This window comes from Eubacterium barkeri (assembly GCF_900107125.1).
Classification (GTDB): Bacteria; Bacillota; Clostridia; order Eubacteriales; family Eubacteriaceae; genus Eubacterium_O; species Eubacterium_O barkeri.
This window is the reverse complement of record NZ_FNOU01000023.1, coordinates 1-25,170: the sequence shown is the minus strand read 5'-3', so window position 1 is coordinate 25,170 and position 25,170 is coordinate 1. Positions and strand designations below refer to the sequence as shown.

General features: G+C 47.2%; 18 protein-coding genes and 1 pseudogene. 10 read left to right on the top strand and 9 right to left on the bottom strand.

Annotated elements, in window-relative coordinates; translation table 11 throughout:
* Positions 1-16: 16 nt before the first annotated feature.
* The gene (locus tag BLU30_RS14370) at positions 17-3,037 is read right to left on the bottom strand and encodes an Ig-like domain-containing protein (RefSeq protein WP_207648009.1); all 3,021 of its coding nucleotides are present in this window, start codon (positions 3,035-3,037) and stop codon (positions 17-19) included.
* Positions 3,038-3,188: 151 nt separating this feature from the next.
* Between BLU30_RS14370 and BLU30_RS11780 the strand changes: the two genes are divergently transcribed.
* Positions 3,189-3,500 carry a helix-turn-helix domain-containing protein gene (locus BLU30_RS11780; protein WP_090246668.1) on the top strand — a complete coding sequence of 104 codons (312 nt, stop codon included), beginning with the start codon at positions 3,189-3,191 and terminating at the stop codon, positions 3,498-3,500.
* A 109-nt stretch (positions 3,501-3,609) separates the two neighbouring features.
* Here the strand turns inward: BLU30_RS11780 and pta are convergent, their stop codons facing one another.
* The 7 genes from pta to lctB all read right to left on the bottom strand — a co-directional run bounded on the left by pta (position 3,610) and on the right by lctB (position 13,398).
* Positions 3,610-4,593, bottom strand: coding sequence for a phosphate acetyltransferase (gene pta, locus BLU30_RS11775; RefSeq protein ID WP_090246634.1), 984 nt, complete (start codon positions 4,591-4,593; stop codon positions 3,610-3,612).
* Between the two features lie 235 nt (positions 4,594-4,828).
* Positions 4,829-5,521, bottom strand: a complete 693-nt coding sequence (locus BLU30_RS11770) for a CatB-related O-acetyltransferase (protein ID WP_090246632.1) — start codon at positions 5,519-5,521, stop codon at positions 4,829-4,831.
* A gap of 127 nt (positions 5,522-5,648) precedes the next feature.
* On the bottom strand, positions 5,649-8,198 hold the full coding sequence (locus BLU30_RS11765; RefSeq protein ID WP_176770926.1) for an EAL domain-containing protein: 2,550 nt from the start codon (positions 8,196-8,198) through the stop codon (positions 5,649-5,651).
* 250 nt (positions 8,199-8,448) lie between these two features.
* Positions 8,449-9,978 carry an L-lactate permease gene (locus BLU30_RS11760; protein WP_090246629.1) on the bottom strand — a complete coding sequence of 510 codons (1,530 nt, stop codon included), beginning with the start codon at positions 9,976-9,978 and terminating at the stop codon, positions 8,449-8,451.
* 8 nt (positions 9,979-9,986) lie between these two features.
* Positions 9,987-11,387 carry a lactate dehydrogenase subunit LctD gene (lctD, locus tag BLU30_RS11755; RefSeq protein WP_090246627.1) on the bottom strand — a complete coding sequence of 467 codons (1,401 nt, stop codon included), beginning with the start codon at positions 11,385-11,387 and terminating at the stop codon, positions 9,987-9,989.
* On the bottom strand, positions 11,387-12,595 hold the full coding sequence (lctC, locus tag BLU30_RS11750; protein WP_090246625.1) for a lactate dehydrogenase subunit LctC: 1,209 nt from the start codon (positions 12,593-12,595) through the stop codon (positions 11,387-11,389). The genes lctD and lctC overlap by 1 nt, the downstream gene beginning before the upstream one ends.
* A gap of 11 nt (positions 12,596-12,606) precedes the next feature.
* Entirely contained in the window at positions 12,607-13,398 is a 792-nt protein-coding gene (lctB, locus tag BLU30_RS11745) for a lactate dehydrogenase subunit LctB (protein ID WP_090246622.1), read from the bottom strand.
* A gap of 199 nt (positions 13,399-13,597) precedes the next feature.
* Between lctB and BLU30_RS11740 the strand changes: the two genes are divergently transcribed.
* The 9 genes from BLU30_RS11740 (at position 13,598) to BLU30_RS11700 (ending at position 24,881) form a co-directional block, all read left to right on the top strand.
* Complete coding sequence (locus BLU30_RS11740) at positions 13,598-14,287, top strand: FadR/GntR family transcriptional regulator (RefSeq protein WP_242873579.1); 690 nt, start codon at positions 13,598-13,600, stop codon at positions 14,285-14,287.
* Between the two features lie 99 nt (positions 14,288-14,386).
* Entirely contained in the window at positions 14,387-15,535 is a 1,149-nt protein-coding gene (gene fucO / locus BLU30_RS11735; RefSeq protein ID WP_090246618.1) for a lactaldehyde reductase, read from the top strand.
* Between the two features lie 117 nt (positions 15,536-15,652).
* Positions 15,653-16,039: a pentapeptide repeat-containing protein gene (locus BLU30_RS11730; RefSeq protein WP_176770925.1), complete on the top strand. Its 387-nt coding sequence runs from the start codon at positions 15,653-15,655 to the stop codon at positions 16,037-16,039.
* 116 nt (positions 16,040-16,155) lie between these two features.
* Complete coding sequence (locus BLU30_RS11725) at positions 16,156-18,906, top strand: UPF0182 family membrane protein (RefSeq protein WP_090246615.1); 2,751 nt, start codon at positions 16,156-16,158, stop codon at positions 18,904-18,906.
* A 320-nt stretch (positions 18,907-19,226) separates the two neighbouring features.
* Positions 19,227-22,163, top strand: coding sequence for a sigma 54-interacting transcriptional regulator (locus BLU30_RS11720; RefSeq protein WP_090246613.1), 2,937 nt, complete (start codon positions 19,227-19,229; stop codon positions 22,161-22,163).
* A complete protein-coding gene (locus BLU30_RS11715; RefSeq protein ID WP_090246611.1) occupies positions 22,153-22,614 on the top strand; it encodes a PTS sugar transporter subunit IIA in 462 nt (153 codons plus the stop codon). The genes BLU30_RS11720 and BLU30_RS11715 overlap by 11 nt, the downstream gene beginning before the upstream one ends.
* Before the next feature lie 22 nt (positions 22,615-22,636).
* Entirely contained in the window at positions 22,637-22,924 is a 288-nt protein-coding gene (locus tag BLU30_RS11710; protein WP_090246610.1) for a PTS sugar transporter subunit IIB, read from the top strand.
* Between the two features lie 53 nt (positions 22,925-22,977).
* On the top strand, positions 22,978-24,372 hold the full coding sequence (locus BLU30_RS11705) for a PTS galactitol transporter subunit IIC (RefSeq protein ID WP_090246608.1): 1,395 nt from the start codon (positions 22,978-22,980) through the stop codon (positions 24,370-24,372).
* Positions 24,373-24,398: 26 nt separating this feature from the next.
* A complete protein-coding gene (locus BLU30_RS11700; protein WP_090246606.1) occupies positions 24,399-24,881 on the top strand; it encodes a hypothetical protein in 483 nt (160 codons plus the stop codon).
* 64 nt (positions 24,882-24,945) lie between these two features.
* Here BLU30_RS11700 and BLU30_RS14365 read toward each other — a convergent pair.
* Positions 24,946-25,170, bottom strand: a pseudogene (locus BLU30_RS14365) (IS5/IS1182 family transposase); the annotation flags it as partial.

Genomic DNA, 25,170 nt, shown 5'->3' with positions numbered 1-25,170 from the left:
ATTGACTGTATAATGATTATCTTTCCTTATGATTTCTGCGATAAAGCCCACAGAATATAAGGAGAATACTGGAAATAAGCGCTAATCCGAGTGCTTCTTGTAATCTTGCGTGGTTTGTGCTTAGACCTGTATCTGCATTAGTATTTGCCTCATCCGTCTTAGCAATAGTCCCTTCACTGGTTTTGTCTGTTGTTGGAGTGGCTGAAGGTGTTTTGGCTACGGTAACAGCACAGGTTGCAGCATGATTTCCATCTTTTGTTGTAACAGTAATGGATGCTCTACCTTCTTTTAGAGCTGAAACCTTTCCACCGGTAACCGTTGCTACTGTTTCATCTGAACTGGCCCAACACATTTCTTTATGCGTTGCATTTTCAGGAGTGATGGTTGCGGTCAATGTTGCACTATCGCCTTTTTTCATCGAAAGACTGGTTTGATCGAGTGAAATGCCAGTAACTTCAACTGCTGAGGTGGCAATGATGGTTTCATATTCGCCGTCACCGTCCTTATCAATGGAAGCTAATAATTCTCCGTTCTTTTCACTAATTAGCACGTTCTCCGAATCTGTTGATAAATTTAGATTTTTTTCTATGGTATTGTTGTTGCCTTTGATTGTAATATCCTTCAAACTATCACCATTGAGTAAGACGCCATTGTCGGAGTTTTCTAGAGAAACGATGTTTGCGTTGTTTCCACTTACTGTGGTTGTATAGAAAGTAGAATTATTATTGATAAGATTGTCATTTAAGGTCAAGCCTAGCGTATACTGTGCCTGATTACCCGTTAAAACTACCTTCCCCTTTGGATCAAAGGTGATGTTTGAGAGATTCTTACCGTCAATACTTCCAGAGGCATCGCTGGCTGTTACTGCAGCAGTGAAGCTTTCTACGGCATTTTGAGGGCTGATGATGATGGTATCTGTATTGTCGAGTTGATAGCATAGATTTCCAGATTCGGTAGGGATTGCTTTTGCTACACTTAAAGGGCCAGCCTCAAAGGTTTGATATGAAGTACCATCTGTTAATGCTGCTGTAAAAGAGAGCGCTCCTGTCGTTTCAATTTGTGTTTGTCCTTCCGGATAAGTAGTCAATGTAGTGTTGTTATCACGACCATCGATATTGATAAGGTCAAGGTCACTTAAATTGCTGGTTATGGTTACAGGTAAAAATGTTGTGTCTTTCCATTGCTGTTCTAACACATCCGCTTTTGTAGAATAAGTGAGAGTGAATAGACTAGCTGTTTGAAGTTGAATCTCTCTTCGATCTGCAGAAATTGTTAAAGTTTTTTCTTTGTTATTTTCGTTAGGGTCGCATATTTTTATTTCATAAGCGCCGTCTTTATTTTTATTCATGTCAAAAATCAGAATCGCATGCTGACTAAAGGATTTTGTTGGATTGTTTTTAAAATACTCACTCCATTTATCACTGCTTAAAGGGTGTTCAATGGATATAAAATAGTCTGGCACATATTTGTATTCCAACATACTCGGTTTTCCCTTATCATGCGCCGTCTGCCCTGCGGCAATGAGTCTATCTGCAAATGACGTTTCGGATTGAATAAGCATTTGAGAATCTTGAGCCTGATAATTTTTGTGATCGGGCAAATTTTGCATTAAGTAATAATAATTGATTAGTGATGCGGACATGGGATTTCCTATGCTTTCTTGTCCTGCACTTACTTTATAATTTAATAATTCATTGAGGTTAACAATATTTGCTTGATAATTCTCTAAATTAATTCGACCATACTTATTAATTGCTTCGGCAACAACCATACCATAACAGCTACCATTCATTTTTCCAGTCATTGATTTTAAAACGTTATTTTTTACAACGTTTGATTGTCCCTCTACCAACGTATTGAAGAAAGTCTTATTGGTCGATGGATTAATTATGAACATCCCCATATCGTGTGGGGCATTTTCATTATTATTCCAGCTTAAATTATCTTGTCCCATAACAAAAGTACTTTGCTCAGAATAAGAAACCGCAATGGCCTTCTCTGTGGTTACAGTATCAAAATTATCTCCTGACACGGATACCTTAATCGCAAGTTTATCCGGCCGGTTTCCCTGGGCCAGCGTATTGGTATAAAGGGTCAGATCCTTTGTTTCTTTTGCAAGTGCGTTAAGGTCGCTCAAGGAATAGGATGTTTCGTGCTGGTTCCCTTCTTTATCAAAGCTCAACCCAGTATCAACAGATAATGACATCTTTACATTTTTGGCTACCGTTGGAATTTCAGTGATTGCTAAATTGGTAACTTCAATTTTCAAGGGCACACTATCCAGCGTAAAGACCCCGTCACTCCGATTACAGTCGATTTTATCGGTTGTGTTAATGTTGATATGGACATCGGGTGTGGAGCTATATTCCGATAATGGGGTAGCAGGGATATTCTGATGTGGATAGGATGCAATGATAGACTTTGCCTTCTCTTCAGAAATGGGAGAACCATCTTTTCCAGATTCTATTTCTGCGGTATTGCTATAGAACCAAGGTTGATTGGGATTAGTCCAAGCATCATATAATACGCATTCAATGTGACTTAACTGGGAATCCTTGTAATTGTAGAAATGCCAGCTTGACAAAGAAGCACCACTAGATCCTTCATTCGCAATTTTATTATCGTTACAAAGATTGTATCGATCACGGGCCTGACTACGAAGTACTAGGGTGGCATTATTGTTAGAATCAAGGGTGTATACGTCATATAAATTCCATGAAGTGCTAGAGACACCGCCACTCATTGGGACGATCATCAATTCATCAATGCCGTTGTTATCAATATCTGAGAGATAATACCCAATATCGGATAATTTTTTAACATATTGACATTCTTCATTTAAACCTTCATCAATATACTGCTTTGCAGTCCAGCCCTCAGAAACACCTTGATAGTATTTATTGATGATTGACCGATAAACCCTTTCTTCATTCGGCGTATTTTTTGCCGATTCTTCTGCCAATACGCTAATGGGCAGTAAGCAAAGGCTACACAATACAACGAACAATAGAAGCAACTGATTTTTAAAACCTTTCATCTCTTCCTCCTTAATTAGACCTTAAGTCATATTTTCTTTATTATATGCTCTTAAAAGGCACTATGTCAATATAATAGAGATTGAAAATGCATAAAAAAATAAGAATGTGCTTTATAATAGAAAAGATAATTGAGGAAGTGAGGTGGGTACCTTGTATGAAGAGGATTTTTCTGACAGATTGGCAGAGCTAAGAATTAAAAAAGGGGTATCTGCTCGCGATATGAGTTTATCTTTAGGGCAAAGTTCGGGTTATATCAATCACATTGAAAATCGACAAATTTTGCCATCAATGTCGGTGTTTTTTAATATATGCGAATACTTTGGCATTACACCAAAACAATTTTTTGCGATAGAAGAAAAGGACCCAGTATTAATTGGAGAGACGATTGAATATTTAAAAAGGTTGAATCAAGAGCATTTACTCTGTCTATCGGTTTTAGCCCGTGATTTAGTTCGTGAATAAATAGTGTGAGGGCGCGTACACCGCGGATTTCAGACGATAACAGCAGTACAAAAAAAGGAGACCATCACCATATAAATATGGGATGATCTCCTTTTTCGATGGATAAAGACTATGCCAACGCCGCAGTAATAATGGCCATGGAGTAAACCTCTGCCGCATTACATCCCCGAGATAAATCATTAACCGGGGCATTGAGGCCCAGCAGGATGGGGCCATAGGCTTCAAAATTACCCAGGCGCTGGGCGATTTTATAGCCGATATTACCAGCGTTGATGTCTGGGAAGATGAAAGTATTCGCCTGGCCGGCGACCTTGGAGTCGGGGCATTTTGTCCGGGCCACTCGAGGGGCGACCGCAGCATCAAACTGGATTTCACCTTCGATATCCAGCTCTGGTGCACGTTTCCGGGCTTTTTCAGCAGCGTTGCGCATTTTATCCACATCTTCACCAGAACCAGAGCCCATGGTGGAGTAGCTTAAGAAAGCGACCTTGGGATCGATGCCGAAGATTTTAGCACATTCTGCGGCTTCTGTGGCAATTTCGGCCAATTCATCTTCGTTGGGATGGATGTTGATGGCGCAGTCCGCCATGGCCAGCACTTCGTTTTCACCAATGGCGGAAGGCCGAACCAGTATAAATACAGAGGAAACCAGATTGTTGCCTGGACGGGTTTTGATCAGCTGTAAAGCCGGGCGGACAGTGTCTGCGGTGGAATAGGTGGCGCCGCCGAGGAGGGCATCTGCTACACCCATTTTCACCAGCATTGTACCGAAATAGTTGCCCTGGGAGAGGATTTCCCGGGCTTGTTCCGGTGTGACGCCCTTGCTTTTACGCAGTTCACAGAAGGTTTCAATCATCTCATCCATTTTATCATAATTCCCGGGATCGATGATTTCGGCACCACGGATGTTGAAGCCGGCTTCTTCGGCTGCCGCCATAACCGCTTCAGGATTTCCCACCAGAATGGGATGCAGGAAGGTCCCGGCCAATAAACGGGAAGCCGCCTCTAGAATTCGGGGTTCCGTCCCCTCGGTGAAAACGATCTTTTTGGGATCTTTTTTCAAGCTGTCGATCAATTGTCCAAATCCAAACATAGTTACGCTCCTTCACTCAATTTATAATACAAACCTAAATTCATTCTAGGCACTTTGCCTTCAAATTGCAAGGGTATAATTTTACATAAATTTTGCGTTGGATCCGGAATGTCCCATGAATTTTCCATCTAAAAATTACGGTTTGATAAATTAAAGACAAAGAACAAAAAAATCCCCCCGTCCATTGGATGTCAGAGCTGGTTTGGGGAGATGGTTTTATTGGGATGGATGTTTTTTATTTTGAGGACTGAATCCGTTCCAACACAGCGCGTACGGTATCCGAAAGCCATTTTTTCTCTAATACGGCATGGATATCCCCATCCATGACGGCGGGGATGATTTCTTTAACCTGTTCGTCTGGCAGGTCCCACCATTTCAGAGCCATGAGCTGATTGATGGTGGCATCGTCAAAACGCTTGCGGATGATGCGGGCCGGAGAACCGGCGACAACGGTATAGGGGGGGACGTCATGGGTAACGACACTGCGGGTGCCAATGACCGCCCCATCTCCGATGGTGACACCAGGCATGATGACGGATTCAAATCCGAACCATACGTCGTTTCCCACGATGGTCGGCCCTTTCCATTCAGAGACTTTGGTCATGCTCTCTTCGCCCAGCTCCCAATGCTCAGGGATAATGGGGAAGGGATAATTGGCCAGAGAGGTAAAGCTGTGATTGGCCAGGGGGCAGATGAATTTGGTGCCACAGGCGATGGAGCAGTATTTTCCAATGACGATTTTATCCCCGAAACCCGGGAAATGGTACAGGATATTATTTTTGACGAAATCCCGGGGATCCTTAAAAAAATCATGGTAGTAGGTGTGCTCACCCACCTGAATTTCCGGGTCATCAACTACATTTTTCAGATACACTACATCAGTGCTGTCATCCATTAAATAGACGCGTTTGTCATTATCCTTACGCATTTTCCCTCTCCTTTTCGGCAATGGTACTGCATATTATGATGCTATTTTAGCATGTTTCAGGCCCGGGGGATAGAAAAGGACGAATTCTTCCATCAATCCATCAAAGTTTTACTGTATTCAGATATTTTTAACGCTGGAGTGCGGATAACACCTCGTCCACTTGGGCAGAAATATCCTGGACGACGACGATGGCCTGGACCGGATTCCCCTCATCAGAAAACTGAGTGGCAAAATCAATCTGCTCCCAGGAGAAGCCTCCGTTAATGTTTTGGATGCGGACAACCACGCTGCCGGTTTCCTCGCCATTTAGAATACGCTCGTAGAAAGCATTGTATTTCAGACGGTCCTGGGGCAGGACCGAGGCCGCACCATGGGGGATGTTTTGGCGAACCAGTGGGGCGCCGTGCTTTTGAGCATAGGCCTCAGGCATGGAAAGGGTACGGGTAGCAATATCAAAATAACACACGTGCTTGCCCATCTTTGAAATGGAGAGCTGGAGAGCCTTCTGGTTGATGCGAAGCTGCTCTTCGATATGCTTGCGGGAATTGATGTTTTCCAGAGCGAGATACAGGATGCAGGTATCACCGTTTTTGGCCAACAGGCGGACCCGGTTGGCTGTCCACAAAGGCTCGGCATCCAATGCGTGGGGTTGGCTCTTGATTTCACATTCGGCTTCTTCTCCGGTGCGTATGGCGGTTTCCAGCATTTCGATATATCTGGCCCGATTGACAGAATCAAAGCGCTTTAACAATTGCTGCTGGCACTGGAGGTACGCTTCCCGGGTGGTTCGGATTTCCTTGTAGAAGCGATCGTTGGCCCGGAGGATTTCAACCTCGCCCATATGATATTCAATGATGGCTGCTCCTCCGACGAAGCTGTTGAAAAGCAGGGCGTTTTGGGCCGAAGGATCCCAAAATGCGGCGATACCATTTAAATCCACATTTTTATACCGATCAGTTCCTTCGATTGCGTTGCGGAGGAGGAGGGGTTCGAAGGCATCAATGGCCATAGGCCGATCAAAATAATAGCCCTGCATATATAAGCATCCCAGGCTTTTCAGGTAATCTGCCTGATGTTGAGTTTCGACCCCTTCGGCGATGACAGGGATTTTGAGCCAATGGGCCATGCGAATGACTGAGGACAGAATATTACCGCCTCTGGCATCGTCCTCTCCAGAGGAAAGAAAACGCATATCCAGCTTGAGCAGGTCTACAGGGACATCTTTTAGGGTGTTCAGGGAGGAATAACCAGAGCCGAAATCATCCATTTCGATAAGGAATCCTGCCTCACGCAGGGCTTTCACCACAGCAATTAATTGGTTCGGATTTTGCATATAGGCGGTTTCGGTAATTTCCAGCTTCAGCATACCTGCAGGAAGATGATATTTTTCAACCAGAGCGGTCAGACGCTCGCAGAGATGTGGATTATAGATGTCCACCCGGGAGATATTAACGGAAACAGCGATGGGGACGTACCGTTGGGTATCATCCAGCCATTTACGCAGGATTCTGCAACATCGATCCCAAACATACTCATCTAAATCTGAAATAAAGCCATTGCGCTCGAATAGGGGGATAAAGGTAGACGGCGGAAGCATACCGCGTTCTGGGTGGTTCCATCGGACCAGGGCCTCTGCCCCAATCAAGGCGCCGCTTTCATAATTAACCTGTGGCTGGAAATAGATTTCAAACTGGCCTTGGGCAAGGGCGGCTGCCATTTCGCCTGAAAGCGCCTGTTCCTCCATGAGCCGGGCTCTCAGGGAATCATCATACCAGGCGATGCGCTTCGTGTAGCTGCCTTTGATGGATTTTAAAGCGAGGAGGGCACGGTCGCACATGATTGCAGCATCCATATCCCGGGATTCCACTGTGTAGACTCCCATGTGGGTAGAAAGTTTGAATTTTAAGGGATAGGTCGAAAACCAATGGCTAAGCTGTTCGAATAGCGCCGTATCATTAAGGGTATCCTGGGGGATGAGACCGGCAAAATGGTCCGAATCCAGTCGGGCGAAAAGGGTATGTTCGTTGCGATATTTCTGAAGAAAAGCTCCGCAGTCTTTTAAAAGGGTATCCCCGGCTTCGATGCCCAGAGTATCATTAAGCATCTTAAAATTATCAAGATCAATGCGGATGATGCTGAAATGCCGCTTGTTATCAGTATCCAGAACCCTTCGGACATGGCGATAAAACCCATACCGGTTTAGCAGGCCGGTCAGAGGATCCCGTTCCTGGGAAACGGCTTCGGTGATATCGGTGCTGGCAATGAGAATGATGGTTTTACGATCATCCAGATACGTGCATTTCCATTGGAAATACCCGTTTTTTACTGAATCGTGAGGTTTGACAGGAAAGTTACAAAGATAAGGGTCGTGGATCGCCAGTTGTTTAATGATGGTACTGAGGCTCAGGGCCTGGACGGCTTCGGCGTAATAGTTATCCTGAATGATTTTTTTAAAAACAGTGGGAACCAGCTTGTCATAATGCATCTGGATGAAATCATCCTTTTTGAAATGGAAGTTGGTATCGTCGTCGTATAGGGTGGCCAGGCCGGTAGCCACCTCAATCTGGCCTAAGAACATATAATCATCATTAATCAGGCGGTTAATCATCAGACGCATGTTGTTCATATTGATGGCTCGACGGTCAGCTTGGATCGGCTTATCATTTTGGTGTTCCATCTCTCGTCCTCTCATTGGTGGGATTTCTTTTGTAATAAGGATAGTTTATCACAGATTTGTAAAAAAAACATTATTCTGAATGGTTTTACGCCCATAATAAAAGCGCCTGGGAGCCCCAGACGCTTTTAATGAGCATTCTATTTTTTAGGTAAAATTTGTACATGAATTCGGATAACCGGTGTACCCAAGGGGAGTACGCCCCCGTCCAAGGGACGGCTTATTCAAGCAGCAAAAGGCTGCGAAAGGGGGATTAAAATCCCAGAAGGGGTCCGCCGAAGAAGACCACCAGTCCAATGAGGACCACATAGGCGGCACAATACTTAATGGTACTGCCCAGAATGCGGCCCTCCTGACCGATTAGGCCAGTGGCAGCGGTGGCAACAGCGATGCTCTGGGGTGAGATCATCTTCCCCGCAGTAGCCCCAGCCATATTGGCGGCAGCGATCCAATATGGATCGGCCCCAATGGCCTGGGCAGCCTCGACCTGAAGCTGTCCGAAAAGGACGTTGGCGGAGGTATCACTCCCGGTGACAAAGGTACCCAGGGCACCGATGATGGGGGCAATGAGGGGGTAGACGTTCCCGGTAAGGGCGACCAGCACAGCGGCGATGACCGAAATCATACCGGAGTAGCCCATCACCTTGGCGAGGCCGACAATGGAACATACCGTAATGGCCGTTTTAGCCATTTGTTTGACGGTCTTGCCTAAAACAACTGCAATTTCCTTAAAGGACATTCCCTGGCACAAGCCGCCTAAGAAGGTGGCAATGATGATGAGCGTGCCAGGACAAGCCAGCCAGGCAAAGGTATAGGGTTTTGCACCCTCCCCGGTGTAAATGGGAATCGATGTTTTCACCATATTCAGCGCGTGATTAATTGGGGGGACAAGCGATGAACATAAAATAATCAGGAGGAAAACAAAGATAAAGGGAAGCCATGCTATGAACCCTTCCTTTGCCGATACTTTGTTCTCGTCTGCCGATTCCATGTCCCTATGGTAGAACTTCTTCGCGATGAAGATAGTCACTCCCAGGCAACAGATGGAGCCGACGATGGCGGGAAGCTCCGCGCCAATAAACTTGGCGACGACGATTTGGGGAAGGGCAAAGGCCAGCCCCGAAGCTAACGTGATACCGAATACGCCTTTGATGGCTTTAACGCCACCACCGGCAATGGCCACCAGCACAAATGGGATGATAAGAATCAGCACAAAAAGCTGGATCGTAACCACATAGGATAAGTGCATCACGTCCAAACCAGCCACCTGGGCTAAGGTGGTCACCGGGAGGCCGATGGCACCGAAGGCGGTGGGGGTGGTATTGGCAATCAGACACATCACGGCGGCTACAACGGGGCCAAACCCCAGAGCAGCCATGATGCCAGCGGGGATAGCGACGGCAGTACCGAAGCCAGCGATGGCTTCTAAGAAGCCGCCGAATCCCCAGGCGAGGATGAGGACGAGGATCCGCTTGTCCGAAGACACGCCGGTCATCATTTTCTTGATGGTATCCATACTCCCCGAAGCAGTGGTGAGGTTATAGGTAAACACCGCTGCAATGATAATATAAACAATGGGCCATAGCCCCATCACGATGCCCTCCAGGGCTCCGGTCAACGCATTAACAAAAGAAAATTTCCAAACCAAAATCGATAGGAGTAAGGTAATGACCAGGGCAATGGAGCAAGCAATGTGCCCAGGCATCTTGAGGACGCCCAGGGACACAATGAGCCACACGATGGGGACAAGGGCCAGGAAGAAAAGCAAGATTTGGTTATCCATGAGGCCCCCTACATCTGACAAACTTTTTTAGGGTTCAAAATATTTTTAGGATCAAAGGTTCGTTTGATGCCATCCATCAGATCCATTTCAAAAGGACCGTAATCCTGCATGAGGTAATCCCGCTTAGCATACCCAATGCCGTGTTCGCCGGAAACCAAGCCTTCCATTTCAAAGGCCTTGGCATATAATTTGTCGAAGGCTTCCTGGAGCACACGCTTCCAAGTGATCTCATCTAAATCATCCCGGCAGATGTAGAGGTGTAAATTGCCGTCGCCGGCATGGCCAAAGCTGGGGATTCTGACTCCGAGCTCGGCTTCCAGCTCATGGCTGTAATTAATGAAGTCCGCCACACGGTTCCGTGGGACGACCACGTCGCATTCGTCCATTTCAGGAGTGGACGCTTTAATGGCTTCCAGGAAGGCGCCCCGGGCACTCCAAACAGAGTCCTTGCGTTCGTCAGTATCGACGATGTACACATCCTTGGCTCCCTCGGAAAGGCAAAGACCTGCCACCACTTCGTATTCGCTTTCCACTTGTTCCTTGGTATTACCATCAAAGGTTAGCAGAATATAGGCTGCACTCCCCGTATCCGGGAATTTCTTTCCTAAAAATTCTTCGGCAAAAAGGATGGTGGGCTTTTCCATGAATTCAATGGCGGTGGGAATCGCCTTGGATTTAATAATCTTAGGAACGATGGCCGCAGCATCCGAGAACGTTTCGAAGGGAACCAAAAGGCTTAAGGTCTTTCGGGGAAGGGGGAGGAGGCGAAGTATTGCTTTTGTAATGACGCACAAGGTCCCTTCGGAGCCAACGACTAGATCTTTAAGGCTGTAGCCGGAGCTATTCTTGACGATTTTACCCCCCAGCTCACAGATTTCACCACTTGGCATAACTACGGTCAGCCCCCGGACATAGTCCCGGGTAACACCGTATTTTACAGCCCGCATCCCACCGGCGTTGGTGGAGATATTGCCCGCAATGGTGGCGGATTTTTCACCAGGGTCCGGGGGATAAAATAAATCATTGTCCTCGACAAACTGGGACAACTCCATGAGGAGGACCCCAGGTTCGACGGTGATGGTGAGGTTTTCGGTATCCAGTTCTAAAATATGGTTCATCAGAGTGGTTTCAATCATAATGCCGCCATAGACGGGGACGCAGGCGCCCACGAGGCCGGTGCCGGAGCCCCGAACCACCACGGGGATATCCCGTTCGTAGGCGTATTTCATAATGGCAGAAACCTCTTCTGTGGAGATGACCTGGATGAGGACATCGGGATAATGGGAGATGGTGCCCATTTCATCGTGGCTATAATCCTCGCTGATTTCATCGCCAACCATAATTCGGTTGCGATCCACCAGACTCAGTAAATAATCAATATCGAATTCGTCAATTTTTTTATAAGCCATTACACGGCCTCGCTTTCTGCACAATTGGAATCAATCATGGTCATGAGCTCTGGAAGGATTTCATATAAATCCCCGACAATCCCTGCATGGGCAATGTTAAAGATGGAAGCCTTGGGATCGGTATTAACGGCGATGATGAAATCGGAATTCTGCATCCCTGCAGCAAACTGGACGGAGCCAGAGATGCCCAGGGCAATGATGATCTGGGGCTTGACGGTCCGTCCGGAGAGACCAATTTGGCGGCGGGCGTCAAACCAACCCGCTTCGATGCAGGGCCGGGTACAGGCTAGTTCTGCCCCAATGGCATCGGCAAATTCCTGGATCATGGGGAGGTCCTTATCGGATTTTAGGCCCCGGCCAACGGCGACAATGACATCGGCCTCGGAGATATCGATGCCCTTTTCCTTCTGGATCACTTCCAGAACATCAATGCTGGATTGGTACTTGTCGTCCTCCATGGTCATGGGGATGATGTTCCCAGAGGCGGATGTGGACCGGACTGGCGCGTTGAAAATCTTATAACGCACGGTGGCGAACTGGGGACGATTGTTTTCGGTGACGATTTGAGCCATGATGTTTCCCCCAAAGGCTGGGCGGATCTGGACCAAATCGGTATTTTCCTTCATTTCAAGGACGGTGCAGTCAGCGGTGAGGCCGGTGCGGAACCGAGCAGCCACCCGGGGTGCCAGGGAACGGCCAACATTGGTGGCTCCCACTAAAATGGAAGAGGGCTTTTCTTTTTCGATAAAATCGGAAAAGGCATTGGCATAGGGTTCAATGGCAAAGTTTTTAAGCCGGGCATCATCGTAGACAAAAACCTTGTCTACGCCGTAGTGGAGTAGCTCCATGGCCTGTTTCTCAACGCCCGAGCCGATGAATAACGCGTAGACTGGATGATGGATGACCGCGGCCAGCTCCTTGGCCTTGCCAATGAGCTCCAGGGTGACCGGATGGACCTGGCCTTCCACGTGGTCCACATAGACGGTGATACCCTTGTAGGCGTCCTTATCGACCTTTGGTTCCTCATCGGCTTCAAATTCTAAGATACCTTCCGGCCCTTTTTTCAGGCACATTTTACACATCTTACAAGCGGCGGTAACTTCTAAAGTATCATTTTCATAGGAAAAAGCACCGAAGGGACAGATTTCAGAAAACGCTTCGAAAACGTCCTGGCCGCAATTGGGTTTAATTACTTTAATTCCTGCCATTTTGGTTCCCCCTAGATATATTTCTGTTCAGAAAGGATGCCATAAAGCACCTTGGCCATTTCTCCGGATGTTCCCTGATAGCTGGTTTTCTTGGTGTTGGATTCGGGTGGGAAGATGCGTTCGACTGAGGTAGCGGAGCCAGCAAGACCGTAGTGCTTTTCGTCGGTGTCGTACATATCCTTTAAAGAGAGCATCTGGACTTCCTGTTTTCCAGCTAAGTTCAGCTTACGCAGATAGGAAGGAAGGCGAGGGGTGTAGATGTCCTTATCTACGGTGAGCAGACAAGGGGTGGTTACCCGCTGGACCTCAATGGAGTTTTCCATGTTCATTTCGATGGTCAGCCCTTTGTCATCCGCCAGCCGGATTTTTCCGACGTTGGTTACGTGGGGGATACCCAGGAATTCTGCCATTTCAGGACCAACCTGGGCGGTGTCTCCATCGGTGGTCTGCTTCCCACAGAGGATGAGGTCAAAGCCGCCTAACTTCTTGGCGCCCTGGGCCAGAGTGTAGCTGGTGGCCACCACATCTGCCCCGCCAAACTTGCGGTCAGAGATGAGACAGCCGGCATCAGCACCCATGAAGAAGGATTCTTCAATAACCTCCTTGGTCTGTGGCGGTCCCATGGATAATGTCGTAATGGAGCCGCCAAGTTCGTCCCTTAATCGAAAGGCGGTTTCCAATGCGAACAGATCATAGGGATTCATTTTAGATTCCACCCCGTCACGGATCAGTACGCCAGTTTCCGGGTCCACTGCAACGTTGGATGTCCCGGGTACCTGCTTGATACACACTAAGATTTTCATTAATATTACCTCCTATTGGTCAGTGGTCTGACCAATTGATGGGTTTAGTATATCGGGATGTCCATGAAGTGTCAAGGGTAAAATCTTGTTAAAAAAGGTGGGTTGTGTTAAAATAACAATATATTGTTCATAATGAGCGCATTGGAAGGAAAATTAAAATAAAATGGTTTATAAAGATATCTCACAAAAGAGGATTTATTTGCAAATTCTCGATCAGATTAAAGATAATATTGTCCATAAGCAGCTGCGGGCAGGGGATCGGCTACCACCGGAGCGGCAATGGGCTGAACAGCTGGGCGTTTCCCGGGCCACGGTTCGGGAGGCCATTCGTTCTTTGGAGATGTACGGCTTGGTAACGTGTCGTCAGGGAGAGGGGAATTTCGTCAGTGATAATTTATCTACGGCCCTTACCCAGCCCCTGTCCATCATGTTTTGGCTGAATGATGGTGAAGTTCGGGATATTCATCGCTTCCGGCAGGCTTTAGAGCTCCAGGCAGCTCATCTAGCTGGGGAGAATGCCAGCGATGCCGATATTGCTTTTTTAACGGATATCCACACCCGAATGGAGAGGGCTGAGAATGAAAAGGCGGCATCGGTTTTGGATAAGGAGTTTCACGATACCATTGCCAACATCAGTGGAAATTGTCTGATTCGGGATACCTTATCATCAGCGACAGGTTTGATGGAGGACATCATTCGGGAGGGACGTACTGCGATTCTGAAAAAAGAACAGGATGCAGAGGTCATTAACTTCCAGCATCGGCGAATCTTGGAAGGCATTGCTTCTAAAGATGGGCGTCTGGCCGAAAAACGTATGCTGGAGCATATGCTCTATATTGAGGATTTTTTGGATGAATTAACTGAAGGAATGAATGCCAATAGGGCTTAGAAAAAATTTGCCATTACCGGTTAGAATTATATCTTGATTATCCGTTACATACTGGTATGATTAATAATACAAATAATATATTCAAGGGAGAGTAATATTATGGCGTATCGAATTGTTTTAAATGAAACCTCATATCATGGTTCCGGTGCGATTCAGGAAATCGCTGCAGAAGCAAAGGCCCGTGGCTTCCAGAAAGCCTTGGTCTGTTCTGATCCCGATTTGGTAAAATTTGGAGTGACCCAGAAGGTTCTGGATGTGTTAGATGGCGCTGGTCTGGCTTATGAAATTTTTTCGGAAATCCAGCCGAATCCGACCATCGAAAATGTGCAGGCTGGTGTGGCCGCGTTCAAGGCTGCTGAAGCAGACTACCTCATTGCCATTGGGGGAGGTTCCTCCATGGACACTGCGAAGGCAACAGGGATTATCATCACCAATCCAGAATTTGCGGATGTTCGCAGCTTAGAAGGTGTGGCGGATACCAAAAAACCGGCAGCACCTATTTTCGCCGTGCCAACCACCGCTGGTACCGCTGCGGAAGTCACCATTAACTATGTTATCACCGATGTCCAGAACACCCGTAAAATGGTGTGTGTCGATGTCCATGATATCCCCGTTGTGGCCTTTGTTGATCCGGATATGATGAGCAGTATGCCTTATGGCCTCACCGCCTCCACCGGTATGGATGCCTTAACCCATGCCATCGAAGGTTACACCACCGCTGGTGCTGTGGAAATGACCGATATGATGAATTTAAAGGCTATCGAAGTTATTGCCCGCAGTCTGCGTGCCGCCTGCGATAACGACCCCAAAGGCCGGGAAGATATGGCCCTTGGACAATACCTCACGGGTATGGGCTTCTCCAATGTGGGACTGGGCATTGTTCATTCCCTGGCCCACTGTCTGGGTGCTAAGTACGATACCCCCCACGGTATTGCCAATGCCATCCTCCTGCCCACTATCATGGAATATAACGCCGAATATACTGGCGAAAAATTCCGTGAAATTGCCCGGGTCATGGGTGTGGAAGGTGTCGACGACATGACTCCGGAAGAATACCGTAAAGCAGCCATCGATGCTGTTAAACAATTATCCGCAGATGTCGGAATTCCCGCTGATTTAAAGGATATTGTAAAAGAAGAAGATTTAGATTTCTTAGCTGAATCTGCTTATGCTGATGCCTGTCGTCCTGGTAACCCCCGGGAGACCAGCGTGGAAGAAATCAAGGCACTGTACCAATCTTTATTGTAAGAAAAAGACCACAGAGAATACCCTCAGCCGCCCTTCGGGGCGGCGTTCTTTATCTTTCTTTAAAGAATATGGTGTATAATAAAAGTTAAACTTAAAAGAATGAAGGGGGATAGAGAAATGTTGGATGACAAATTATTTTATCAGATGGTCAAAGATCATGAAGCGTGGCTGGCAGATCCCTCAAAGGGAAAACCAGCGGATTTTTCTGGGATGGATTTGAAGAATCATGACTTCGTTAATGTCGATTTGCAAAAAGCCAATTTCGAAGGTGCCGATTTAGAGGGATTGAAGTTTATTCGCTGTAATCTGGCCTTTGTAAACTTTAAGCATGCCAACCTTACCGATGTTATCTTCTCTAAGTGTGAGCTATACCAGACCAATATGCAATCTGCGAAAATGGTGGATTGTGAGTTCCGGGAAGTGCTCATGAGTAAGACGATTATGACGCCAAAGGATGATCAAAAAGAGCGTTATATTTCTAAATATGTTAAAATTGACGACTAATTCGGGGCTTTCGGGCCCTCTTTTTATTTTTTGCTTTTAAACCCCAGGGATTTAATGTAGAATAGCAGTATTACAATCGATTTTTTGGAAAGGTATTCATAGAAAGCGAAAATGTTATGAACAAACAACGTAAGGTGGTGTGGTCGATTTTGGCGGTGGTCATCGTCATTGTCGCCATCCTCATCACTGGCAACAAATTTTATATTGATTATCTGTGGTTTTCGGAAATGGGCTATCTGGACGTCTTTTTTAAAGAGCTTGTGACAAAACTGACCATTGGTGTGCCTCTCTTTATTATTCTGGTGGTCCTGGTGTATTTTTACCTGAAGTTCTTAAAACGCTTATCAGAAAAATATCTGGGAGTAACAGGGCGAATCACGACCCGATCAGAGAAACGGGTAGCCCTGGTTATGACGGCCCTGGCAGCTTTAGTGGTGACATCCACAGTGGCCAATGGGATTTGGAATGAAGTACTCCTCTATACCAACTCGGATGGCTTTGGAATAACGGATGCCCTTTATGGCATGGATCTGTCCTTCTATTTCTTTTCCCTGCCTTTGTTTAAAGCCGTTTATTCCGTCGTTTTCAATTGTTTCATCCTGATGGTGGTTCTCACCTTTTTATATACAGCCTATGTGCTGTACCGTGAGAATGACGATACCCCCAGAGATTTAGGGGAATTAGGAGAGTCGGTGGTGGCGTTCTTTAAGCGTTTTGTTACTTTAGCAGGACGCCAGATTGGTATTTTCCTGGGGGCCTTTTTCATTTTATTGGGCCTGGGTCAGGGAGTGAATCTTTTTGAAATGGTCTACGGTGGCACTGGGATGGTGTATGGTGCCGGGGCCTCGGATATTATCATCGGACAGAAATTTTTATTCCTGCGCATGGGCCTTTGTGTGGTCTTTGCAGTGACCTCGGTCATTGCTGGGATTCGTTTGTCCGGTGGCGGGAATAAGCAGGTCACCCGAAAGAATTATATCCTGTTGGTAGCGGGACCGGTCCTTTTTATTGCAGTGGCGGTGGTGGGGACCGTTATTCAGGCAGCCTATGAATACGTCGCAGTGGTTCCCAATCAATATGTGGCAGAATCTCCCTATTTGGAAAAGAATATCGAGGCCACACGGAAATCCTATGGCCTGGATAATGTGGTGGTTAAGGAATATGCACCAACTCAGGCCATTACGGCAGCAGACGTAGCAGCAAACAGTACAACCATCGGTAATATTCCCATTAATGATCCCGGGCCAACGAAGGAAATGTATAATTCCCTCCAGGGGATTCGAAATTACTATAAATTTGACAGTGTTGATGTCGACCGGTATACCATCGATGGCACCTATACCCAGGTTTTCCTGGGGGCCAGGGAGATGGATAATCAGGCATTATCCAGCGATGCCAAGTCCTGGATTAATCTTCATTTAAAATATACCCATGGCTTTGGCGTGGCGATGTCGCCAGTGAATAAGGTGAATGCCGTTGGTCAGCCGGAGCTGATGATTAAGGATATCCCACCGGTCACCACCACCAAGAGCCTGTCCGTGGAGCAGCCCCGGATTTACTTTGGTGAAGGGAATCAGGATTATGTGGTGGTGGGGGCCTCCAGTCCGGAATTCGATTATCCCAAGGGAGATAATAATGAGGAAACCTGGTACAATGGCACCGCTGGCATTAAAATGTCCTTTATCAACCGCCTGGCCTTTGCCCTGTACACCGGCTCCCCGGAGATGCTGTTTACCTCAGAGATTACAGGGGATAGCCGCATTCTGCTCCATCGTAATGTCATGGAGCGCATTAAGACCATTGCCCCCTTCCTTGAATATGATGATAACCCCTATATCGTACTGGTTGGTGGCAAGCAGTACTGGATTGCAGATGCCTTTGTAAAAAGTGATAAATACCCCTACGCCACACCCTACGATAAGTCTGGGAATAACTACTTAAAGAATTCTGTCAAGGTCGTGGTGGATGCTTATAACGGGGATGTCTCCTTCTACCAGGTGGAAGATGAGCCCATTACCAATACTTATTCGGGCATTTTCCCAGACCTCTTTAAATCCATGGATGAAATGCCCGAGGGTTTAAGGAGCCATCTGCGTTACTCCAAAACCCTCTTTGATGTGCAGTCAGGGATTTATAGCACCTATCATATGACCAATCCCCAAGTTTTCTACAATAAGGAAGACCAATGGGATGGGGCGAAGCAGTTCTATGGTGATTCCAAGGAAGAGGTGGAAATCGAATCCTCTTATATTATTATGAAGCTGCCGGACCGGGATAATGAATTTATGCTCACCAAGACCTTTACACCGAGCAATAAGGATAATATGATTGCCTGGCTGGCAGGGGTATCCGATGGGGCGGATTACGGGCAGTTGCTGCTGTATCAATTCCCCAAGCAGGCCTTGGTGTACGGCCCCATGCAGATTGAGCAGCGCATCGATCAGGACACTGTCATCAGTCCTCAGCTGACCCTTTTGGGGCAGCAGGGCTCCAAGGTGCTCCGGGGCAATATGATGACCATCCCCATTGAAGAGGGCCTCATCTATGTGGAGCCGGTTTATCTGCAGGCCAGTGGCGGGGAAAATAACCTGCCGGAATTAAAGAAGGTCATTGTATCCGATGGGGATGCCATTGTCATGGCTGATACCTTAGGAGATGCTTTGTCCCAGGTCTTTAACTATACGGCAGCTAAGGAAGGCGGCGGGGCATCCACCGCGGATAACTCTGCCCCAGCACTGGTGAATAAGGCCAACACCTTATATAATGAGGCCACGGAGGCCCAGAAAAATGGGGATTGGGCAACCTACGGTAGTAAGCTTTCAGAGCTGCAAAAGATTCTTTCCCAATTAACCCAGGTGGTAAAATAGAGGAGTCGTTCAAGAAAAGAATATAACCTGAAAAAGGTCTCGTGATGCGTATTGTCACGAGACCTTTTTTTATGGACACTTAAGGAAAAAGGGGTGAAAAACACAAAAAATGCCATAAGAAGAACAAATAAAACCAATAAGAAGTGGTCGGATTTGTGTTTTTAGATGTTGAAAATGGCTTAAAATAGGGCGTTACAAACTCTGCCAAAAGTTGGCACGGAAATTGCTTAAGTATAAAGGTGTGAAACGTCAACCATCAATGCAATGCGGGTATGGGTATGGTATGCTACTACGACCACTTGTTCTAAGGAGCGTGTAAAATGAAAGAAAAATTACGGGCAATTATCGAATCGGAAGATCCGCATTGCCCATTAACAGACGAACAAATCGCAAAGAAGCTCAATACCCGACGCGAAAAGGTGACGACATCACGAAAAGCTTTGGGCATTGAGGATTCCCGGGAGCGGCTCAAAGGCTTCGTATCGACGTACATAACAGAGCAGATACCGGATTTTGAAACCCTTTCAGACCGAGGGCTGACGGCCCGGCTCAATGGGGCTGGCTTTATCATCTCCCGCAATGCCGTGGGTGAAATCAAAAAAAACCTCATGGCTGGTGCAGTGCCCAGGGAAACAAAGGCCCCCAAAAAGAAGGTGGATGCTTTTGACTCCTTTGTAGGTCATGATCGCAGTTTGGCGCCAATTATTAAACAGGCTAAGGCTGCCATGATGTATCCCCCCCGGGGATTGCACACCCTTATTTTAGGGGAAACCGGAGTGGGGAAAAGTGATTTGGCAACGGCGATGTTTCGGTTTTCCCGGGATATTGGCTACCTGGATAAGGATGCGGAATTCATTGTATTCAACTGTGCCGATTATGCGGAAAACCCAGAGCTGCTCATGTCCCAGATCTTCGGCTATAAAAAGGGTGCCTTTACGGGAGCCAATCAGGATAAGCCGGGGCTGGTGGAAAAGGCCGACCGCAGCATTCTATTTTTGGATGAAGTCCATCGACTGCCGCCCGAGGGTCAGGAACAATTGTTTTATCTTATTGACAAGGGCAAGTTCAGGCGACTGGGGGAAACCAGTAGTGACCGGAGTGCCAGCCTGACCATTATTGCGGCGACGACCGAAAATCCGGAGTTAACCCTGTTAGATACCTTCAGACGGCGGATTCCCATGGTCATCGCCATGCCTTCTCTGGCAGAGCGCCCCATGCGGGAAAAGCTGGATATCATTAAGATCTTTGTTCAGCAGGAGGCCCTGCGCATCAGCCGGACGATTATCGTTTCCAACGATGCCTTAAAATCGCTCTTGCTCTTTGAGTGCCCGGGGAATCTGGGGCAGTTGAAAAGTGAGATTCAGGTGGCCTGTGCCCGGGGATTTATGAATGTGGTCGTGGGGGAACGGGAAGAGATGGAGCTGACCATGGACGATTTGTCCACGCCGACGAAACGAGGGCTCCTGCAAATGAAGTATTATCGGGAGGAAATGGACCAAATTGTCGGACATGAGGCCATTATCATTACCCCGGGATACACACAGACCATTTCCTCCATTAAGAGTAATCTCTATATTATGCCGGATGAAATCTATGCTTTTATTGAAGAGCGCTACGGTGAGCTGAATGGAAGGTATGACAATCAGGAGATTGTGAATTATATCCTGGGCAATGAAATTGAGAAAAAGCTGATTCACTTTGTTAAACGGGTGGAGGGTTCAAAGAAGCGCCTCAGTAAAGAAGAGCTGGTCAACATCTTTGGACTGGAAATCCTCGGGATTGTGGATAAGGTCATTCAGCATATTGAAAAGAAGTACCGACTGGATTTAGAGGGTCTGTACTACATTCTGGCAGCCCACCTCAGCGCCACCTTTGAGCGGGTACGGGGCGGAAAAGCCCTGATTAATCCCCAACTGGCAAAGATTAAGAAGGAATATGTGAAGGAGTTCCAGATGTCCCTGGAGATTACGGATATCATTGAGCGGGAAATGGGCGTTTCCCTCCCAGAGGATGAGGCAGGCTTCATTACCATGTACCTGCGGATGATTATCGAGGGGATTGAAGAGGAACGGGAGGGCTGCGTCGGGGTTATTGTGGCCTCCCATGGATCTGTGGCCGAGGGAATGGCCGCTGTGGCCAACCGCCTGCTGGGGGTGAACCACGCTAAATTCATGGAGATGGCCTTGGATGAAAAGCCCCAGCACGCCCTGGAACGTACCCAGGCTTTGGTGCAAAAGGCTGAAATGGGGAAGGGGGTGCTGCTGCTGGTGGATATGGGTTCCCTGGTTTCCTTTGGGGACATTATTACTGAAAAAACCGGAATCCCCACCCGGACCATTACCCGGACCGATACGGTACTGGCCATCGATGCGGTGCGTCGGGCCATTCTGCCAGAGTCCAATTTAGACGATATTGCTGATGGGCTGTTGTCCATGTCTAAAAATCCCCTGGAGCCAGAGTCCCAACGCAAAGGGCAGAAAATCCTGCTGACGGTGTGTATCACCGGACACGGTGGGGCGGTCCGTATTGTGGATGTCCTTGAGAGTCTTTTGGGCGATGAGGCCCCCCAGTATAAAATTATGCCCATGGGTCTTTTTGATAAACAGCTGGAGGATACCATCCGGGATTTGAAACGAAATAACGAGGTTCTGGGGATTGTGGGGTCCATCAATCCCCAGGTCCCAGGGATTCCCTTCGTTCATGTTAATGAATTAAGCAGCGGGAAAGGCCTGGCTAAAGTTCGTGCGATTATCGGAGGGAGTGCGAAGCGCCTGGAGGGTTGGCGGGAGACTCCAAAGCCCTTGGGACTAAAGGATTTAGTGCAAATCCGTTTCCTGACCTGTGCCCAGAGTGTGTCAACCAAAAAGGCCGCTATCCAGGAGTTAGTCAGTGGTCTGGAGGACGCAGAAATGGTGTCACCGATTTTCAGGGATACCGTATTTGAACGGGAGGACCTTAGCAGTACGTATTTTAGGGATGGCATTGCCATTCCCCATGGATTGCCCGAGGCAGTCAATCGGCCGGGGCTAAACATCCTAAAGCTTAAGGAGCCGGTGGATTGGGATGGACGGCCGGTGTGGTTGGTGGTGCTCATGGCAGTGGACTCCCAGTGCCTGGGAGCCATCGGTGAATTTTATGATTTCTTTGATGGGACGGATCGTGCTGAAGCCCTGCGGAATGCTGAAAACCCAGAGGAATTATTTGCGATTTTTAAGAATTGTGACAGAACAATAGGAGGCAAGGTAAATGGAAAATAGTATTGGAATGTTAAAGGAAGCGCTGATTTATATGGATTTAGAGGCTGAGGATAAGTTTGACGCCCTAAAGACCATGGCCGAGGATTTTGTGAAGCTGGGTTACGGAAAGGCTAGTTTTACTGAAGCGGTGCTTGAGCGGGAAAAGAACTTTGCCACAGGGATCCCGACTCAAACCATTGGGGTGGCGATCCCCCATGCCGATCCCATCCATGTGGCCGATAAGGCACTGGGGATTGCTATTTTGAAGAAACCAGTGGATTTTGTCATCCTGGGGGATGATACCGCCACTGTACCGGTGGAAATGATCTTTATGATTGCGACCAATGAGCCGGATGGCCATATTGAAACCCTGCAGAAGCTTATGGAGATTTTCCAAAATAGTGCGTTGTTGGATCAGATTCGCCAAGCGAAGAATAAAGAAGCTGTTTTAGAGATTTTCTCTCAAATATAAAAATCCAAAGGAGGATATTTTTATGAAAAAGATTTTAGTTTGTTGTGGCACAGGTGTGGCCACATCCACCATGGCAGTTAAGAAAATTGGCAGTGCATTGGAAAAAATGGGAAAGGCAGATCAGGTGACCATCGGTCAGTGCAAGGTAGCAGAAATGAAAGCCAAAGCCAAGGATTATGATTTGGTGGTTTCCACTACGGTACTGAAGAACCACGACTTTGAAACCCCTTATATCAATGGTCTGCCCTTTGTTTCTGGGGTTGGTATTGATAAATGTATGGCTGAGGTTGTGGATATTTTAGGGATTTAATGGAAAAACAGGTTTTTATCGGCATTATGTAATTATAGGACAGGAGAGGTTTCATGGAATTTATTGCTAATTTTTTTAATACGTTAAGCAGTTTGGGCGCCAGCGTTATGATGCCCATCATCATTTTAGTCTTTGCCCTGGTTTTAGGTGCAAAATTTGGGGAATCCCTGCGGGCTGGCCTCATGGTTGGTGTTGGATTTATTGGTTTGAATCTGATTATCGGGCTTTTGGGGGATAGTCTTGGACCGGCGACCCAGGCCATGGTGGATACCTACGGCCTTCAGCTCAATGTCATCGACGTCGGCTGGCCGGCATCGGCTGCCATTGCCTTTGGGACCCAGGTTGGGGCCTTTATTATTCCAGTGTGTTTGTTGCTCAATATTGTGATGCTTGCGACGAACACTACGGAAACAGTAAATATCGACATCTGGAATTTCTGGCATTTTGCCTTTACGGGCTCCCTGGTGGCCATCCTTACCGGGAGTATTGGTTGGGGAATCTTTGCTGCTGTCATCAATATGATTATCGTCATGGTTATTGCAGATGTCACTGCCCCCATGTTTGAGGAATACAATGGACTGCCGGGGATTTCCATTCCCCATGGCTTCAGTGCCGCTTTTGCCCCAATCGCCTGGGTGCTGAATAAAATTATTGATTTTATTCCTGGTGTGAATAAAATTGATATTGATGCTACGGTGCTGGAAAACAAAATGGGCGTCTTTGGGGAACCACTGCTGGTGGGGACCATCATTGGTTTGGTCGTTGGGATGGTGGCCTATGGCTTTGGAGAATACAAGACTTATCTGACTCTGGCCATCACCATGGGAGCTTGTTTGGTGCTCATTCCTAAAATGGCGGCACTGCTGATGGAAGGCCTGATTCCGGTGTCCGATGCGGCCCAGGAATTCATCCAGAAAAAATTCTCGAAGCGGGATAAAATTTACATCGGTCTGGACTCTGCTGTTGCCTTAGGACACCCGGTTACGCTTTCTGTCGCATTATTGTTAACTCCCATTACATTGTTACTTGCTGTTATTCTGCCTGGCAACCAGGTTATGCCCTTTGCGGACCTTGCGGTTATTCCCTTTATGCTGGTATTTATCGTACCCATTTGCCGGGGGAATGGCTTTAGAACCTTCATCATTGGTCTGATTATTATTACCGTGGGTCTTCTGATCTCCACAAATCTGGCACCGCTGCAGACCCAGGCTGCCATCCAGGCTGCCTTTGATATGCCCCAGGGGGTTAAGCTTATTTCTTCTCTGTGTGACGGCGCCAATCCTTTAACCTGGTCCATCGTGCGGATGATGGAATTTGTGGGGAGCATTTTTGGAGCCATTATTCTTGGGGTTCTGGCCCTTGGGCTGGCCCTTTGGAACCGTAGCCGCATCTTAAAAAATGCCAAGCTGCGGAAGGAAATGGAATCGGAAGACGTTTCTGCTGCTTAAAAATTAACGGTTAAGGAGGATAAGCCATGACGAGCTATACCTATGATAAAAAACGATACATCACTGGAATAATCCTGCCCAATGTGGTGCTTATGGGCTGTTTGGCAGTCTTTGCCCTGTACGATAATATCGTCATTTACAAGGGGTTCGATCTCTTGTCTCTGGTGCTGGTGGTGGCCGTTTATACACTGTTTAACACCTTGGTGGCACTGGCTTATCCCCAAAAAATTGTCGATACGGGATCAGCTTGGGAATTCCACGCCTTTGGGCGGCGGCATGTTTACCCCAAAGGGGAACTGACAAGCTTCCATATCCGGGACTTAGCCAATTCCCGTATTTATCTGCGGGTCAATGGGGCCAAATTGGTTCGGGGACGTTATTGGATCAAGCTTAAAATGTACAGTGATGGAGAGGCCCTCTACCGGGCCTTCCATGAGATCGAGCATGAGATGCATCCCGAGGATTTAAAATTCAATCGGCGGCCGTCCCACACCCAGACAATGGAATAAGAACATAAAAAAGGACCATTGATATCTGCGGATATCAATGGTCCTCAGAGCGTAGACAAACCAGCTAACCGAAACAACACCATCGGTTCGCTGGTTTTGTTTTTTCCTTAAAATTGAAAAAAGCAGTAAAAAATGAGATAGGCGCAAAAGAATCCCGCTCAGCAAGTCCCCTTTTATACTTCAGGATGGCCAGCTTTTTTAAATTTAGACAGGCCAATGTCAGCCCGACCTGTATGGCAACCCGGGCTTTTCCGATGCTTTGGGTATAACGCATCCCATGATGTTCTTT

What these genes read in the sequence shown, in the direction of transcription:
- BLU30_RS11770 (WP_090246632.1), bottom strand. Translation starts at nt 5,521, where the DNA reads ATGCGTAAGGATAATGACAAACGCGTCTATTTAATGGATGACAGCACT.
- lctD (WP_090246627.1), bottom strand. Translation starts at nt 11,387, where the DNA reads ATGGCTTATAAAAAAATTGACGAATTCGATATTGATTATTTACTGAGT.
- BLU30_RS11700 (WP_090246606.1), top strand. Translation starts at nt 24,399, where the DNA reads ATGACGAGCTATACCTATGATAAAAAACGATACATCACTGGAATAATC.
- BLU30_RS14370 (WP_207648009.1), bottom strand. Translation starts at nt 3,037, where the DNA reads ATGAAAGGTTTTAAAAATCAGTTGCTTCTATTGTTCGTTGTATTGTGT.
- BLU30_RS11710 (WP_090246610.1), top strand. Translation starts at nt 22,637, where the DNA reads ATGAAAAAGATTTTAGTTTGTTGTGGCACAGGTGTGGCCACATCCACC.
- BLU30_RS11705 (WP_090246608.1), top strand. Translation starts at nt 22,978, where the DNA reads ATGGAATTTATTGCTAATTTTTTTAATACGTTAAGCAGTTTGGGCGCC.
- BLU30_RS11730 (WP_176770925.1), top strand. Translation starts at nt 15,653, where the DNA reads ATGTTGGATGACAAATTATTTTATCAGATGGTCAAAGATCATGAAGCG.
- lctC (WP_090246625.1), bottom strand. Translation starts at nt 12,595, where the DNA reads ATGGCAGGAATTAAAGTAATTAAACCCAATTGCGGCCAGGACGTTTTC.
- lctB (WP_090246622.1), bottom strand. Translation starts at nt 13,398, where the DNA reads ATGAAAATCTTAGTGTGTATCAAGCAGGTACCCGGGACATCCAACGTT.
- pta (WP_090246634.1), bottom strand. Translation starts at nt 4,593, where the DNA reads ATGTTTGGATTTGGACAATTGATCGACAGCTTGAAAAAAGATCCCAAA.
- BLU30_RS11765 (WP_176770926.1), bottom strand. Translation starts at nt 8,198, where the DNA reads ATGGAACACCAAAATGATAAGCCGATCCAAGCTGACCGTCGAGCCATC.
- BLU30_RS11715 (WP_090246611.1), top strand. Translation starts at nt 22,153, where the DNA reads ATGGAAAATAGTATTGGAATGTTAAAGGAAGCGCTGATTTATATGGAT.
- fucO (WP_090246618.1), top strand. Translation starts at nt 14,387, where the DNA reads ATGGCGTATCGAATTGTTTTAAATGAAACCTCATATCATGGTTCCGGT.
- BLU30_RS11760 (WP_090246629.1), bottom strand. Translation starts at nt 9,978, where the DNA reads ATGGATAACCAAATCTTGCTTTTCTTCCTGGCCCTTGTCCCCATCGTG.
- BLU30_RS11725 (WP_090246615.1), top strand. Translation starts at nt 16,156, where the DNA reads ATGAACAAACAACGTAAGGTGGTGTGGTCGATTTTGGCGGTGGTCATC.
- BLU30_RS11720 (WP_090246613.1), top strand. Translation starts at nt 19,227, where the DNA reads ATGAAAGAAAAATTACGGGCAATTATCGAATCGGAAGATCCGCATTGC.